This window comes from Rhodococcus antarcticus (genome assembly GCF_026153295.1).
Taxonomy (GTDB): domain Bacteria; phylum Actinomycetota; class Actinomycetes; order Mycobacteriales; family Mycobacteriaceae; genus Rhodococcus_D; species Rhodococcus_D antarcticus.
Window position 1 is genome coordinate 525,838 of sequence record NZ_CP110615.1, and the last position, 15,359, is coordinate 541,196.

The 15,359-nt window shown below is 75.4% G+C and carries 13 protein-coding genes; 10 read left to right on the forward strand and 3 right to left on the reverse strand.

Annotated elements, in window-relative coordinates; genetic code table 11:
• Positions 1–4: 4 nt before the first annotated feature.
• The 6 genes from purN (at position 5) to RHODO2019_RS02705 (ending at position 9,196) form a co-directional block, all read left to right on the forward strand.
• Positions 5–637 (forward strand): phosphoribosylglycinamide formyltransferase, encoded by a 633-nt coding sequence (gene purN / locus RHODO2019_RS02680; protein ID WP_265383508.1) that lies wholly within the window; start codon positions 5–7, stop codon positions 635–637.
• Positions 634–2,205: a bifunctional phosphoribosylaminoimidazolecarboxamide formyltransferase/IMP cyclohydrolase gene (purH, locus tag RHODO2019_RS02685; RefSeq protein ID WP_265383509.1), complete on the forward strand. Its 1,572-nt coding sequence runs from the start codon at positions 634–636 to the stop codon at positions 2,203–2,205. The genes purN and purH overlap by 4 nt, the downstream gene beginning before the upstream one ends.
• 204 nt (positions 2,206–2,409) lie before the next feature.
• Positions 2,410–3,246 (forward strand): DnaE2-dependent mutagenesis accessory factor ImuA', encoded by an 837-nt coding sequence (imuA', locus tag RHODO2019_RS02690; RefSeq protein WP_265383510.1) that lies wholly within the window; start codon positions 2,410–2,412, stop codon positions 3,244–3,246.
• Positions 3,243–4,880: a DNA polymerase Y family protein gene (locus RHODO2019_RS02695; RefSeq protein WP_265383511.1), complete on the forward strand. Its 1,638-nt coding sequence runs from the start codon at positions 3,243–3,245 to the stop codon at positions 4,878–4,880. Before imuA' ends, RHODO2019_RS02695 begins: the two co-directional genes overlap by 4 nt.
• Before the next feature lie 4 nt (positions 4,881–4,884).
• A complete protein-coding gene (locus RHODO2019_RS02700; RefSeq protein WP_265383512.1) occupies positions 4,885–5,742 on the forward strand; it encodes a lysophospholipid acyltransferase family protein in 858 nt (285 codons plus the stop codon).
• Positions 5,743–5,797: 55 nt separating this feature from the next.
• Entirely contained in the window at positions 5,798–9,196 is a 3,399-nt protein-coding gene (locus RHODO2019_RS02705; protein ID WP_265383513.1) for an error-prone DNA polymerase, read from the forward strand.
• 61 nt (positions 9,197–9,257) lie between these two features.
• Here the strand turns inward: RHODO2019_RS02705 and RHODO2019_RS02710 are convergent, their stop codons facing one another.
• Positions 9,258–10,025, reverse strand: a complete 768-nt coding sequence (locus tag RHODO2019_RS02710) for a TNT domain-containing protein (RefSeq protein ID WP_265383514.1) — start codon at positions 10,023–10,025, stop codon at positions 9,258–9,260.
• Between the two features lie 724 nt (positions 10,026–10,749).
• Here RHODO2019_RS02710 and RHODO2019_RS02715 point away from each other — a divergent pair.
• Genes RHODO2019_RS02715 through RHODO2019_RS02730 form a run of 4 tightly spaced genes read left to right on the forward strand, consistent with a single transcriptional unit; the run spans position 10,750 to position 12,815 of the window.
• The gene (locus RHODO2019_RS02715) at positions 10,750–11,001 is read left to right on the forward strand and encodes a hypothetical protein (RefSeq protein WP_265383515.1); all 252 of its coding nucleotides are present in this window, start codon (positions 10,750–10,752) and stop codon (positions 10,999–11,001) included.
• 50 nt (positions 11,002–11,051) lie between these two features.
• Positions 11,052–11,624 (forward strand): pentapeptide repeat-containing protein, encoded by a 573-nt coding sequence (locus tag RHODO2019_RS02720; protein ID WP_265384912.1) that lies wholly within the window; start codon positions 11,052–11,054, stop codon positions 11,622–11,624.
• Positions 11,625–11,658: 34 nt separating this feature from the next.
• Complete coding sequence (locus tag RHODO2019_RS02725; protein ID WP_265383516.1) at positions 11,659–12,525, forward strand: bifunctional methylenetetrahydrofolate dehydrogenase/methenyltetrahydrofolate cyclohydrolase; 867 nt, start codon at positions 11,659–11,661, stop codon at positions 12,523–12,525.
• Complete coding sequence (locus tag RHODO2019_RS02730) at positions 12,525–12,815, forward strand: DUF3017 domain-containing protein (protein ID WP_265383517.1); 291 nt, start codon at positions 12,525–12,527, stop codon at positions 12,813–12,815. The genes RHODO2019_RS02725 and RHODO2019_RS02730 overlap by 1 nt, the downstream gene beginning before the upstream one ends.
• A gap of 3 nt (positions 12,816–12,818) precedes the next feature.
• Here RHODO2019_RS02730 and metX read toward each other — a convergent pair whose 3' ends face one another.
• Together metX and RHODO2019_RS02740 are read right to left on the reverse strand one after the other, a co-directional pair.
• Complete coding sequence (metX, locus tag RHODO2019_RS02735; RefSeq protein WP_265383518.1) at positions 12,819–13,937, reverse strand: homoserine O-acetyltransferase MetX; 1,119 nt, start codon at positions 13,935–13,937, stop codon at positions 12,819–12,821.
• Between the two features lie 29 nt (positions 13,938–13,966).
• Positions 13,967–15,289, reverse strand: a complete 1,323-nt coding sequence (locus RHODO2019_RS02740; protein ID WP_265383519.1) for a bifunctional o-acetylhomoserine/o-acetylserine sulfhydrylase — start codon at positions 15,287–15,289, stop codon at positions 13,967–13,969.
• Positions 15,290–15,359: the final 70 nt, after the last annotated feature.

The window sequence follows — 15,359 nt, forward strand, 5'->3', positions numbered from 1 at the left end:
CGCCGTGCACGTCCCCGTCCGGCTGGCCCCGCAGGTGCCCGCCCGGGTCGTGGTCCTCGCCTCCGGCGCCGGGTCGCTGTTCGCGTCGCTGGTCCGGGCGACGGTGGACCCCGCGCACCCGGTGGACGTCGTGGCGCTGGGCACCGACCGGGCCTGCGCCGCGGTGGACGTCGCCGCCGAGCTGGGCGTGGTCTGCTTCACCGTGCGCGTCGGTGCGCACCCGGACCGGACGGCCTGGGACCGGGCGCTGACCGAGGCCGTCGCCGTGCACGAGCCGCACCTCGTGGTCTGCGCAGGCTTCATGAAGGTGCTGGGACCGGAGTTCCTGGCCCGCTTCGGCGGTCGCACGATCAACACCCACCCGTCGCTGCTGCCCTCGTTCCCTGGTGCCCGGGCGGTCGCCGACGCTCTGTCCCACGGGGTCACGCTGACCGGATCCACGGTGCACCTCGTGGACGCCGGGCTCGACACCGGCCCGATCCTCGCCCAGCAGGCCGTCCCGGTGCTGCGCGACGACGACGAGACCTCCCTGCACGAGCGCATCAAGGTCGCGGAGCGCGTGCTCCTGGTGGACGTGCTGTCCGCCGTGGCGACCTCGGGCGTGACCACCGACGGACGGAAGGCCCAGATCCCATGAGCAACACCAAGAACGTGCGCCGCGCGCTCGTCAGCGTCTACGACAAGACCGGGCTGGTGGAGCTGGCTGCAGGCCTGCACGCCGCGGGGGTCGAGCTGGTCTCCACCGGCTCCACCGCGGCCCGCATCGCCGACGCCGGCATCCCTGTCACCCCCGTGGAGGAGCTCACCGGCTTCCCCGAGTGCCTCGACGGCCGGGTCAAGACGCTGCACCCCCGGGTGCACGCCGGGCTGCTGGCCGACACGCGCCGCCCCGAGCACCTGGCCCAGCTCGTCGAGCTGGACGTCGCCCCGTTCGAGCTCGCCGTGGTCAACCTGTACCCGTTCACCGAGACGGTGGCCTCCGGTGCCAGCCCGGACGAGTGCGTGGAGCAGATCGACATCGGCGGGCCGTCCATGGTCCGTGCCGCGGCGAAGAACCACCCGTCGGTGGCCGTCGTGGTGGACCCGGCCCGCTACGACGACGTGCTCGCCGCGGTGGCCGCGGGCGGCTTCACCCTCGCCCAGCGCACGGCCCTGGCCGCGGAGGCGTTCCGGCACACCGCGTCCTACGACGTGGCGGTGGCGTCGTGGATGACCGCGACCCTGGCCCCGGAGCCCGACGCAGCCCTGCCCAGCTGGGTGGGGGCGACGTGGCAGCGCACCGCGGTGCTGCGCTACGGGGAGAACCCGCACCAGGCCGCCGCGCTCTACGTCGACGCAGCGGGTGCTCCCGGCCTCGCGCAGGCGCAGCAGCTGCACGGCAAGGAGATGAGCTACAACAACTACACCGACGCGGACGCGGCGTGGCGCGCGGCGCACGACCACGACGCCCCGTGCGTGGCGGTCATCAAGCACGCCAACCCCTGCGGGATCGCGGTGTCCACCCTGGACGGTGTCGGGGCCATCGCCGACGCGCACCGCAAGGCGCACGCCTGCGACCCGCTCAGCGCCTTCGGCGGGGTGATCGCCGCCAACCGCGAGGTGACCGTGGAGATGGCCGAGCAGGTGGCCGAGATCTTCACCGAGGTGGTGCTCGCGCCGTCCTACGCCGACGGCGCGCTGGAGGTGCTGGCCCGCAAGAAGAACGTGCGCGTGCTGGTGGCCGTACCGCCGACCCGTGCGGGCGTCGAGCTGCGTCCTGTCTCGGGGGGGCTGCTGGTGCAGGAGCGCGACGTCCTGCAGGCCGACGGCGACTCCGCCCAGGGGTGGACCCTGGCGGCCGGCGAGCCCGCGGACGCCGCGACCCTGGCCGACCTGGAGTTCGCCTGGCGCACCTGCCGGGCCGTGAAGTCGAACGCGATCCTGCTCGCCCACGACGGTGCCAGCGTGGGGGTGGGCATGGGCCAGGTGAACCGGGTCGACGCCGCCCACCTGGCCGTCCAGCGGGCCGGCGACCGCGCGGCCGGCTCGGTGGCCGCCTCCGACGCGTTCTTCCCCTTCCCGGACGGGCTGCAGGTGCTGCTGACCGCGGGGGTGCGGGCCGTGGTGCAGCCCGGCGGCTCGGTGCGCGACGCCGAGGTGGTCGAGGCCGCCCGCGAGGCCGGAGCGACCCTCTACCTCACGGGCTCCCGCCACTTCGCCCACTAGGCGCTGCGCCTGGGCGTGAACGTCGGGGACAGGTGCCCCAGGACCGCGCACGACCCCGTCGGGGGACTTGACGCAGCGGGGGGAGGGGAGCTGTACTGGGCATCGTTCGAACATGTGTTCGAACGATGAGTCCGTTGGTTCTCGACGCCGCGCCTTCCCCGCGGTGCCTGGCCACTGGCCTGGCGTGGGTGAGGTGGTGTGACGGTGACGGTTGTCCTGGAGCAGGTCGACGAGCGGGCGGACGAGCCTGCGACGAGGGACGAGCGGATCGCGGCACTGCGGCGACGGCTGGCGGTGGTGCCGGCCCGAGGTGGGGGGGTGCGGGAGGCCGCGTTCGGTGCGGACGGCCTGGACGCACGGCCTCGTGAGGGACGCACCGGCTGTGTGGTGCCCGTGCTCCCCGTGCCACCCGCGCTCGCCGAGGCGCTGCCCAGGGGTGGCCTGGTCCGCGGCACCGTGGTGTCCGTGGCCGGGGCGAGCTCGCTGCTGCTGGGCCTGCTCGCGTCGGTGACGGCCGAGGGGGGCTGGGCCGGGGTGGTCGGGCGCCCGGGGCTCGGGCTGCTGGCAGCGGTGGAGATGGGCGCCGACCTCGGACGCCTGGCGCTGGTGCCGTACCCGGGGCCGGACGCGGTGGACGCCGCGGCCGTGCTCCTGGACGGGCTGGACCTCGTGGTGCTCGACCTCGCGGGAGCGGCCGTCAGCCCGAGCCGGGCGCGGGGGTTGGTGGCCCGGGCCCGGCACCGGGGTGGAGTGCTCGTGGTGACGGGCGGGTCGTGGCCCGGCGCGGAGCTGGTGCTGCGGGCCGAGGTGGGCCCCAGCGCAGGGCTGGGACCAGGTCACGGTCGGCTGCGCTCGCGCGAGCTCCTCGTGGCCGTGCACGGCCGGGGCGAAGCCGTCCGGGGGCGGCACCGACGGGTGCTGCTCCGCTGCGCGGGCCCGGACTCCGGCGGGGCTGCCGTGGGCTGGGAGCCGGCGCGCTCGGACGTGTCGGGTGCGGGGTTGCCGGGTGCGGTGGCCGAGCGTGGGTCGGTGGCGCTGTGAGCCGGGGCGGGGCGGGGGTCCCGGAGGCGGGCGGGGGGACCCGGACCCTGGCGGTGTGGTGCCCCGACTGGCCGGCGGTCACCGCCGCGGTGCTCGCCGGGCTGCCCGCGGACCGTCCGGTGGCCGTGGTGTCCGCCAACCGCGTGGTCGCCTGCACGGCCGGGGCCAGGGCGGACGGTGTGCGCCGGGGGCTGCGCCGGCGCGAGGCCCAGGCCCGTTGCCCGGAGCTGTACGTCGCCCAGGCCGACGTCGACCGCGACGCACGGCTGTTCGAGCCCGTGGTGGCCGCCGTCGACTCCCTGGCTCCGGGGGTGGAGGTGCTGCGCCCCGGGCTCCTGGTGCTCGCCGCCCGGGGCCCCTCGGGGTACTTCGGCTCCGAGCAGGCTGCGGCCGAGCGTCTGGTGGACGAGGTGGCCGCGGCCGGGGTCGAGTGCCAGGTGGGGGTGGCCGACACGCTCTCCGCCGCGGTGGTGGCCGCCCGTCGGGGCCTGTTGGTGCAGCCCGGGGCCAGCGCGGCCTTCCTCGCCCCGCTGGCCGTGGCCGAGCTCGCCCAGGAGCCGGGCACCTCCGCGCCGGAGCGCGCCGAGCTGGTCGACCTCCTGCGTCGTCTGGGCCTGCGCACCATCGGCGACTTCGCGGCGCTGAGCCCCACCGACGTGGGCTCCCGGTTCGGGGCCGACGCCGTGCTCGCCCACCGCAGCGCCCGGGGACTGCCCGAGCGCCCCCCGTCCGCGCGCCGGGCCCCGCCCGAGCTGGTCGTGGAGCTGCGCTGCGACCCGCCCGTGGAGCGGGTGGACGCCGCCGCCTTCGCCGCCCGCTCGCTCGCCCTCGACCTGCACGCCCGGCTCGCGGCGGCCGGGGTGGCGTGCACCCGGCTCGCGGTGCACGCCCGCACCGGCAACGGCGAGGAGCACGCCCGCACCTGGCGCTGCGCGGAGCCGCTGACCCCCGAGGGGACGGCGGACCGGGTGCGCTGGCAGCTCGACGGCTGGCTCACCGGACGCAGCGGGTCCCGGCCCACCGCGGGTGTGGTGGTGCTGCGGCTGGAGCCGGTGGAGGTGGTGTCCGCCGGTGCGCTGCAGCTGGGCCTCTGGGGTGGCGTCGGCGAGGGCGACGACCGCGCTCGGCGTGCCCTCGTGCGGGTGCAGGGCCTGCTCGGTGGCGACGCCGTGCAGGTGGGGGTGCGCAGCGGGGGGCGAGGTCCGGCCGAGCAGGTGACGCTGCTGCCCTGGGGTGACGAGCGGGTCCCGGTGCTCGACCCCGCAGCACCCTGGCCCGGCCGCGTGCCCGCGCCGGCCCCGGCCACCGTCCCCGTGGAGCCGGTGGAGGTGCAGCTGTTGGATGCGGCGGGGGTGGCGGTGGCGGTGAGCGACCGGGGCGAGGTCAGCGCCCCCCCGGCCACCGTGGTCCGGGCGGGCCGGGGGAGCCCGGTGCTCGCCTGGGCCGGGCCGTGGCCGGTGGACGAGCGCTGGTGGGACCCGGCGGTGGCGCAGCAGGGCTTCCGCGCCCAGGTGGTGGTGGGCGCGCGTGCGCCGGACGCCGGGCGCGGGTCGGACGTGGGCCGGGAGCACGAGCAGGGCCTGCTGCTGAGGGGCGGTGCCGGGTGCTGGCACGTGGAGGGGGTGTACGACTGAGCGCGTGGGGCAGGAGCGCAGGGCGGGCGACGGGTTCTACCGGGTGGTGGTGCGGGCCTTCACCTGCTTGTTCGCGCTGCTCGGGCTCCGCCTGGACGTGCGCGGGCTCGAGCACGTCCCGCGCACCGGAGCGGCCGTGCTGGCCATCAACCACACGAGCTACCTGGACTTCGCCGTCGTGGGCTACGCCGCCTCCCGCCGGCGCCGGCTGGTGCGGTTCCTGGCCAAGGCCGCCACCTTCGACAGCCCTGTCTCCGGACCGTTCATGCGGGCGATGGGCCACGTCCCCGTCGATCGGGCCCGGGGCGCCGCGGCCTACCGTCGGGCGGCGCGCGAGCTGGACCGCGGCGAGCTGGTGGGGATCTTCCCGGAGGCGACCATCAGCCGCTCGTGGACCCTCAAGCCGTTCAAGCTCGGAGCGGCCACCCTCACCCTCGACCGCGGGGTGCCGCTGCTGCCGGTCGTGGTGTGGGGCGCACACCGGGTGCTCACCGTGGACCGGCGGGGCAGCCCCCGGCGCGGGCGGCCCGTCACCGTCCACGTGGGCGCTCCGGTGCAGCTGCGCCCGGGTGCCGGTGCCACGGAGCTGGACGCCGAGCTGCGCCGTCGGCTCGACGAGCTCCTGGGCCAGGTGCAGCGCGCCTACCCGGACGCCCCCCGTGACGCCGCCGACCGCTGGTGGCTGCCCGCGCACCTCGGCGGTACCGCGCCGCTGCCCGCGGTCGCTGCCGTGCTGGACCGGGAGAGCGTGGCGCGGGCCGACGACGCCTCGGCCGCCCGGGCGGTGCGTGCCCGGGAGCGCAGCACCCGTCGCCACGAGCTCGTCCACCGACGGGTCCGTGCCCGCCGGTGGACCCCGTGACGACGCCGCGCCCGTGCGGTACGTTCGAACACACGTTCGAGCGAGGAGGTCCAGGATGGGGTTCGGCAACCCGCCCGTTCCGTGGTCGCAGGTGGAGCGGGTGCTCTCCGGACGGGCGCCCTCGGCCGACCGCACCCCGCACGACCGCACCCCGCACCCCGTGCGACCGGACGACGAGCAGCTCCCCGGTGACGGGGGGGACAGCCCGGCCTGGTCGCGCAAGCGTCCTGAGTACCGGGCCCCGCCCCGCCCGGAGCGCACGGCCACCACCGTCCCGTTCGCCGAGCTGCACGCCCACTCCAGCTTCAGCTTCCTCGACGGGGCGAGCCAGCCCGAGGAGCTCGTCGAGGAGGCGGCCCGACTGGGCCTGGAGGCCCTGGCCCTCACCGACCACGACGGGTTCTACGGGGTCGTCCGCTTCGCCGAGGCCGCCCGCGAGCTCGACGTGCGTACCGTGTTCGGCTCCGAGCTGAGCCTCGGGCTGGGGGGTCCGCAGAACGGTGCGGCGGACCCGGAGGGCACCCACCTGCTGGTTCTGGCCCGGGGCCAGGAGGGCTACCGGCGGCTGTCGCGGTCCATCGCGACCGCGCAGCTGGAGGGTGGGCAGAAGGGACGCCCCGTCTACGACCTCGACGGGCTCACCGCCGCGGCGGGCGGGTACTGGCAGGTGCTCACCGGCTGCCGCAAGGGGGCGGTGCGGCGGGCGCTGGACACCGGGGGCCCCACCGCGGCCTCCGCAGCGCTGGGCGAGCTGGTGGACCGGTTCGGCGCCGAGCGGGTCACCGTGGAGCTCACCCACCACGGCCACCCCACCGACGACGAGCGCAACGACGTCCTGGCCGAGCTCGCCGCAGCTCACCACCTCGAGGTCGTTGCCTCCACCGCCGCGCACTACGCCGAGCCGTCCCGGCACCGCCTCGCCGCGGCCGTGGCGGCGGTGCGGGCGCGGCGCAGCCTCGACGACGCCGCGGGGTGGCTGCCCCCGGCGGGCGGGGCGTACCTGCGCTCGGGCGCGGAGCTCGCCGCCCGCTTCGCCCGCCACCCCTCGGCGGTGCCCACCGCGGCGACCCTCGGCCGCGAGCTGTCCTTCGACCTCCGGCTCGTGGCACCGAACCTGCCACCGTTCGACGTCGGTCCCGGGCACACCGAGGCCAGCTGGCTGCGCCACCTGACGATGGCGGGCGCGCTGCGGCGCTACGGCACCCGGGACGAGCACCCGGCGGCGTACGCGCAGATCGAGAAGGAGCTCGCCGTCATCGAGCACCTGGAGTTCCCGGGCTACTTCCTCGTGGTGCACGACATCGTGCAGTTCTGCCACGAGGCGGACATCCTCTGCCAGGGCCGCGGCTCGGCGGCCAACTCCGCGGTGTGCTTCGCCCTGGGCATCACCCCGGTGGACGCGGTGGCCAACGGGCTGCTGTTCGAGCGGTTCCTCTCCGCCGAGCGCGACGGGCCGCCGGACATCGACGTCGACATCGAGTCCGACCGGCGCGAGGAGGCCATCCAGCACGTGTACCGCAAGCACGGCCGGGAGCACGCCGCGCAGGTGGCCAACGTCATCACCTACCGCGGTCGCTCCGCGGTGCGTGACATGGCCAAGGCGCTCGGCTTCTCCGCCGGGCAGCAGGACGCTTGGAGCAAGCAGATCGACCGCTGGGGACCGTTGCGCACCGCCGCCCAGCACGAGCTCGAGGCTGCCGACCACGACATCCCGCCGGCCGTGCTCGAGCTCGCCGCCCAACTGGAGGACTTCCCCCGCCACCTCGGCATCCACTCGGGGGGCATGGTGATCTGCGACCGCCCGGTGGCCGACGTGGTACCCGTGGAGTGGGGGCGGATGGAGAACCGCACCGTGCTGCAGTGGGACAAGGACGACTGCGCCGCCGTGGGCCTGGTGAAGTTCGACCTGCTGGGGCTCGGCATGCTCTCCGCGCTGCACCACGCCATCGACCTGGTGCGGGACGCCGAGGGTGCCACCGTCGACCTCGCCCGCATCGACCTCACCGAGAAGGCCGTCTACGACATGCTCCAGCGGGCGGACTCGGTGGGCGTGTTCCAGGTGGAGTCGCGGGCGCAGATGGCCACGCTGCCCCGCCTCAAGCCCCGGGTGTTCTACGACCTGGTGGTGGAGGTGGCGCTCATCCGCCCCGGCCCCATCCAGGGTGGCTCCGTGCACCCGTTCATCCGTCGCCGCAACGGCCTCGAGCCGGTCACCTACGAGCACCCGTCGATGGAGCGTGCGCTGTCGAAGACCCTGGGCGTTCCCCTGTTCCAGGAGCAGCTCATGCAGATCGCGGTGGACGTCGCGGGGTTCAGCGGGTCGGAGGCCGACGAGCTGCGCCGGGCCATGGGCTCCAAGCGCTCCCCGGAGAAGATGGAGGGGCTGCGGGCCCGCTTCTACGCCGGGATGGCGCGCGAGCACGGGATCACCGGTGACGTGGCCGACCGCATCTTCGAGAAGCTGTTCGCCTTCGCCAACTTCGGGTTCCCGGAGAGCCACTCGTTGAGCTTCGCCTCGCTGGTGTTCTACTCGGCGTGGTTCAAGCTGCACCACCCGGCGGCGTTCTGCGCGGCACTGCTGCGGGCCCAGCCCATGGGCTTCTACTCCCCGCAGTCGCTGGTGGCCGACGCCCGCAGGCACGGGGTGGTGGTGCACGGCCCGGACGTGGTGCGCAGCGGGGTGCTGGCCACCCTGGAGGACGCCCCACCCGGGACGCCGGTCGCCGACGGCGCCGTGGCCGGTGTGCGTCCCGTGCAGGCCGTGCGGCTCGGCCTGGGTGCGGTGCGCACGGTCGGCGCGGACGTGGCCGCCCGCATCGTGACCGCGCGGCAGGAGCGGCCGTTCACCGACCTGCTCGACCTCACCCGCCGGGTGGGTCTGTCGGTGGCGCAGACCGAGGCGCTGGCCACGGCGGGGGCCCTGGGCTGCTTCGACCTCGACCGGCGCGAGGCCCTGTGGGCGGCGGGAGCGGCCGCCGGCGAGCGCAGCGACGCCCTGCCCGGCACCGGGGTCGGGACCACCGCCCCGGCCCTGCCCGGGATGAGCGACGTCGAGCTGGCCGTGGCCGACGTGTGGGCCACGGGGGTGAGCCCGGACAGCTACCCCACCCAGTTCCTCCGGCCCCAGCTCGCAGCGCTCGGGGTCACCCCGGCCTCCGGCCTGCTGGCGGTGCGCGACGGCTCCCGGGTGCTGGTGGGGGGAGCGGTGACCTACCGGCAGCGACCGGCCACCGCGGGCGGGGTGACGTTCCTGAACCTCGAGGACGAGACGGGGATGGTCAACGTGGTGTGCTCGCAAGGGCTGTGGGCGCGCTACCGGCGCCTGGCGCGCTCGGCCCCGGCGCTGCTGGTGCGCGGGCGGGTGCAGAACGCGGAGGGTGCGGTGACCGTGGTGGCCGACCACGTGCAGCGGATGGACCTGCGGGTGGCCTCGACCTCGCGGGACTTCCGGTGAGCGGGACTTCCGGTGAGCGGGGCTCGCGGTGAGCGGCCGATCGGTGACCGGGACCAGCCGGTCAGACCAGCCGCCGCAGTGCCCCGTCCGCGACCAGGGCGTCCACCGAGCGGGGCAGCACGAACGCGGTGCCGCCTCCCGGCTGGCCGAACCACGCACCTGCCTCGCCCGCCAGAGCCTCCACCGGACGCACCAGGGCGAAGGCGGCGTAGGGGCGCTCGGCGTGGTCCGGCGGCAGCGAGCGCAGCGGCCACGGGGTGCGGGCGACCCACACCACGTTGCCCTCGCCCGTCCCCAGCCGGTCGACCTCCGTGCCGACGGGCAGCGTGACCAGCTGTGCCGAGCGGAGCAGGGACAGCGGGGGCTCACCGGGCAGCGGCTCCACCCGCCCGCCCGCCCGCACCACCGGGCCCGCGGGGGGCGTGGACCCCGCACCCGCCAGCAGCGCCGCTGCGAGCGCGGTGTCCACCCAGGCGGGTCGCTGCTCGGCCGTCCGCACCGCGGTGTCCGAGGCGAGCTCCCGCCAGTCCACCGGACTGCCCGTCATGGCTGGTCGGCCGGCGTCGGTGTCGAGGGAGAACCGGTCCGGGGGTGCCACCCGCACGCGCGCGGTGAACCACAGCGGCCCCTCGGCGCGCAGGCGGGCGAGGAGGTCGTCCAGCTCGGGCGGCTCCGGCACCGGTCGCGGGCCGTCGTCTGTGAGCACGGTGAGCTCGCGCTCCACCCTCGAGCCCACCTGCCGCTGCACCACCTGTGCACCACGCCAACCCTGGGGACACGCCGTCACCAGGGCCTGCGCCACCAGCGCCACCAGCACCTCCTGCGCCACGTGCACCTCCCGTCCGTCCAGCCCTGCCCATGGATCCCGTTGCGACCCCGCGATCCTGGCGCACGTCGACCGCCCGGGAACAGGATTCGGTCGATCGGCCCGCTCCGGCCCGCGCGCCGAGCATCTCTGGCACGCTCGGATCGTGCGGCGGTGCAGCGGCGAGACGGAGACGGCCCGCTCGACGGGTCGTGCTCCCTCCGGGGCAACCCCGGGGTGTGCTCGTCAACCTCGCACGCGCGTCCGGAGCTCCGCCGCCGGCTCCGCCGCCGGCTCCGCCGGCCGGAGAACGCCACCGACGTCAGGACCAGGTCGCCCTGCACCGCCGCGCACCGGCACACCACCCACGACGGTGCCCACGGGTTCGTCCCGGGGCGCAGCGCGCTCACCGCGGCCACCGTCCACGCCGGGCACCCCGTGCTCGTCCGCGCCGACCTCCGCCACTGCTTCGCCTCCGTGACCGCACCCCTTGTGCGGGCGGTCTTCCTGTCCCTGGGCTACCCGCCCGACGTCGCCCTGGCCCTGACCGGGCTGTGCACCACCCGGACCCGCGCGGACGTGCTGCGGACGGTGCCACCCGCAGCCCGCGAGCGGCTGCGTCGCGACCCGCTACGCGGACGACCTCGCGTTCTCCGGCCCGGCCGAGCTCGACGCGGGTGCGCTGCTGTTCTCGCTGGGCCGCCTGGTCTCCGACGAGGGCTTCGCCCTGCACCCGGACAAGACGACGGTGGCGCCCGCGCACACCCAGCAGCGGCTGCTCGGTCTCGTGGTCAACGAGACCGCAGGGGTGGCCCGCCGCGAGCGCGACGTCCTGCGCGCCCTGCTGCACAACTGCACCGTCACCGGCCCGGCGGCGCAGAACCGGGATGACCACCCCGACTTCCGGGCGCACCTGCAGGGCAGGATCTCCTGGGTGGCGGCCGGCCACCCCGGCCGGCTCGCCCGGCTGACGACGATGCTGGAGGCAATCACCTGGTGAGCCCCGACCACACCGAGCGCGTCCACACCGAGCGCGTCCAGCACACCGACATCGACCTCGACGACACCGTGCACGCGGGTCAGGCGTGGTCCCTGGTCGACTACACCGGCTGCTCGTTCGTCGACGCCGACCTCTCGGGCCTGCGCACCGAGGGGGTGGTGTTCACCGCGTGCGACTTCACCGGCGCCGACCTGCGCCGCTCCGTGCACCGGGCGAGCGCGTTCCGATCCTGCACGTTCACCCGGACCAGCCTGTGGGACAGCGAGTTCCACGGCTGCTCCCTGCTCGGGTCGGTGGTCCAGAACAGCCGGCTCAAGCCCCTGGTGCTCGACGAGTGCGACCTCACCCTGGTCTCGCTCGGCGGCGCCGACCTGCGGGAGGTGGACCTGACGGGCTGCCGGCTCCGCGAGGCCAACCTGGTGGGAACCGACCTGCGGGGGGCCGTGCTGGCCGGGGCCGACCTGAGCGGTGCGCGCACCGGTGGTCTGCGGCTGGACGGAGCCGACCTGCGGGGGGCCGTGGTGGACAGCGGGCTGTGGACCTCGGCGTCGCTCGCGGGTGCCCAGGTGCTGGGCGTGCAGGCCCTGGGTTTCGCGGCGGCCCACGGGCTGGTCGTGGAGTGACCGCACGCCGGTCCACCTCTGGGAGACTGGACGGGTGACCGCGACCCGCCTGGACGGCAAGACCACCCGCGACGAGATCTTCGACGACCTGCGCACCCGCGTGGCGGCACTCGCCGCCGCCGGCCGCACCCCGGGCCTGGGCACCGTGCTCGTCGGCGAGGACCCGGGGTCGCAGGCCTACGTGCGGGGCAAGCACAACGACTGCGCCAAGGTCGGCATCGCCTCGCTGCGCCGCGACCTGCCCGCCGACGTGACCGCAGCCCAGCTGGGCGAGACCCTCGACGAGCTCAACGCGGACCCGGCGTGCACCGGCTACATCGTCCAGCTCCCGCTGCCCCGCCACCTCGACGAGGTGGCGGCCCTGGAACGGATCGACCCGGCCAAGGACGCCGACGGCCTGCACCCGGTGAACCTCGGTCGCCTCGTGCTCGGCGAGCCCGCCCCGCTGCCGTGCACCCCGCGCGGCATCGTCGCGCTCCTGCGCCGGTACGACGTCTCGCTGGACGGCGCCCGCGTGGCGGTGGTCGGCCGCGGCACCACGGTCGGCCGCCCGCTGGGCCTGCTGCTCACCCGGCGCAGCGAGAACGCCACCGTGGTCCTCTGCCACACCGGCACCCGGGACCTGGCCGCCGAGCTCCGGCGGGCCGACGTCATCGTTGCCGGCGCAGGGGTGCCGCACCTGGTCACCGCCGACATGGTCGCCCCGGGTGCGGCCGTGCTCGACGTCGGGGTCAGCCGCACCGACGACGGACTGGTGGGCGACGTGCACCCGGACGTGGCGCAGGTCGCGGGGTTCCTCTCCCCGAACCCGGGCGGGGTCGGTCTGATGACCCGGGCGATGCTGCTGGCCAACGTCGTGGGGCTGGCTGAGGGCGTGTTCGGCCGTCCCGGCCCGCAGTGATGGCCCGGCCGTCGCTGGCGTACCGCATCCGCACCGTGCACCTGCCGTTCCTGGTGGTGCTCGTGATCGTGGTCGCGGCCGTGGTGCTGGTGCTGGCCGACCGCTGGCGCCGCGGGGCCGTGCTCCTGGGGCTGGCGCTGCTGGTCGGGGCCGTGCTGCGGGCGGCGCTGCCGGAGGAGCGGGCGGGGCTGCTGGCCGTGCGCAACCGGCCGTCGGACGTGCTGACCTTCGGCTCGTTGGGCCTGGCGATCATCGTGCTCGCGAGCTCGATCGACTCGCTCGGCAGCTGAGGCTCAGCTCCGGGCGAGCGCGAGGGTGGCGGTGAGCAGCTCGCCGACGGCCGAGGCCTCGGTGAGGAAGCCGTCGTGGCCGTGCCGTGAGCGGATGACGCGCAGCCCCGAGCAGCCCGGCATGGCCTCGGCGATCTCGGCCTGCAGCCGCAGGGGGTAGAGCCGGTCGCTGTCGATCCCGCCGACCACCACCGGAACGGGGCAGGAGCTCAGCGCGGCCCTGACCCCGCCGCGCCCGGCGCCCACGTCGTGGTGGTTCATCGCCTCGGTCAGCGCGACGTAGCTGGCGGCGTCGAAGCGGGCCACGAGCTTCTCGGCCTGGTGGTCGAGGTAGCTCTGCACGGCGAACCGACCGGCGGGGTCGTCGGGCTGGTCGTGGTTGGCGTAGCGCTCGTCGAGCTCGACCTCGGCGCGGTAGGTGAGGTGCGCGAGCAGCCGAGCCAGGCCGAGCCCGGTGCGGGGGCTGCGGCCGGTGCCGTGGTAGCTGCCGCCCTGCCAGTCGGGGTCCGCCGTGATGGCGCGCACCTGGGCCGACTGGGTACCGATCTGGTCGGCCGTGGCCCGGGCGCCGGCGGCCAGCACCAGGGCGGAGCGGACGCGGCCGGGGTGGCCCACGGCCCACTCCAGCGCGCGCATGCCGCCCATGGAGCCGCCGACCACCGAGGCCCAGGCGTCGATCCCGAGGGCGTCGGCGAGGGCGAGCTCGGTGCGCACCTGGTCGCGGATGGTCACGGCGGGGAACCGGGCACCCCACGGACGCCCGTCGCGGTGGGACGAGGACGGCCCCGTGGTGCCGCGGCAGCCGCCGAGCACGTTGGGGGCGATGACGCACCAGCGGTCGGTGTCCAGCGCAGCACCCGGTCCGACCATGCCCTCCCACCAGCCGGGGGAGGGGTGCTCGGGCCCCGCGGGGCCCACCACGTGGGAGTCCCCCGTGAGCGCGTGCAGCACGAGCACGGCGTTGTCCCGTGCGGAGCTCAGCCGGCCCCAGCTCTGGACGGCCACCGTCACGTCGTCCAGCACGGCACCCCCGTCGAGCTGCTGCCTTCCCAGCGTGACGTGCTGCAGCACCCCGTCCGAGCGCAGGCTCGGACGGGGTGCTGGCCGGGTGGTGGGGGTCATGCTGTCCGAGGTGCCCGTGCAGACCCCGGTCACGCCCCGGCCGCGGCGGCGAACCCGACCTGCAGGTCGGCGAGGATGTCCTCGAGGCCCTCGATGCCCACGGCCAGGCGGACCAGACCGGGCGTGACGCCGGTGCTGGCCTGCTCCTGCGGGGTGAGCTGGGAGTGCGTGGTGGACGCCGGGTGGATGACCAGCGAGCGCACGTCGCCGATGTTCGCGACATGGCTGTGCAGCACCAGGGCGTCGACGAAGCGCTTGCCGGCCTCGAGCCCGCCGACGATCTCGAACGCGAGCACCGCGCCGGGTCCCTTGGGTGCCAGCTCCTTGGCGCGGGCGTGCCACGGTGAGGAGCTGAGCCCGGCGTAGGTGACCGACTCGACGTCCTCGCGCGCGTCGAGGAACTCCGCGACGGCCTGGGTGTTGGCGACGTGCCGGTCCAGGCGCAGGCTCAGGGTCTCGATGCCCTGGCTGATCAGCCAGGCGTTGAACGGGGACACCGCCGCACCGAGGTCGCGCAGCCCCTGCACGCGGGCCTTGAGCACGAACGCCGGAGCGCCGAGGTCGGCGAACACCGCGCCGTGGTAGCTCGGGTCCGGGGTGGTGAAGCCCGGGAAGCGGCCCGAGCGCCAGTCGAACGTGCCACCGTCGACGATGACCCCGGCGACCGAGGTGCCGTGACCGCCGAGGTACTTGGTGGCCGAGTGCACGACGATGTCCGCGCCGTGGGCCAGCGGCTGGATGAGGTACGGCGTGGCGATGGTGTTGTCCACGACCAGCGGCACACCCACCGAGTGCGCGACCCCGGAGACGCCGACGAGGTCGAGCACGTCCCCGCGCGGGTTGCCGATGGTCTCGCCGTAGAACAGCTTCGTGTTGGGCTGCACCGCCGCCCGCCACTGCTCGAGGTCGTCCGGGTCGTCGACGAACGTCACGGAGATGCCGAGCTTGGGCAGGGTGTGGTGGAACAGGTTGTACGTGCCGCCGTACAGGCTGGGGCTGGAGACGAGGTGGTCTCCGGCCTCGGCGATCGTCAGGATGGCCAGGCTCTCCGCGGCCTGTCCGGAGGCGGTCAGCAGGGCGGCGACCCCGCCCTCCAGCGACGCGATCCGCTGCTCCACCACGTCCTGGGTGGGGTTCATGATGCGGGTGTAGATGTTGCCGGGCTCGGCCAGGCCGAACAGCGCGGCGGCGTGGTCGGTGTTGTCGAAGACGTAGCTCGTGGTCTGGTAGATCGGCAGCGCGCGGGCGTTCGTCGACGGGTCGGCCGTCTGGCCCGCGTGGACCTGCTTCGTCTCGAAGCTCCAGCCGGCGGACGGGTCGGTCGGGACGGTGGTCGGGTCGGTCTCGGTCATCGGTGGTCTCCGTGGGGTGCGGGCACACGTGTGCCCTCTGCTGGGTGGGCTGGGCCGGTCAGCAGTGTCG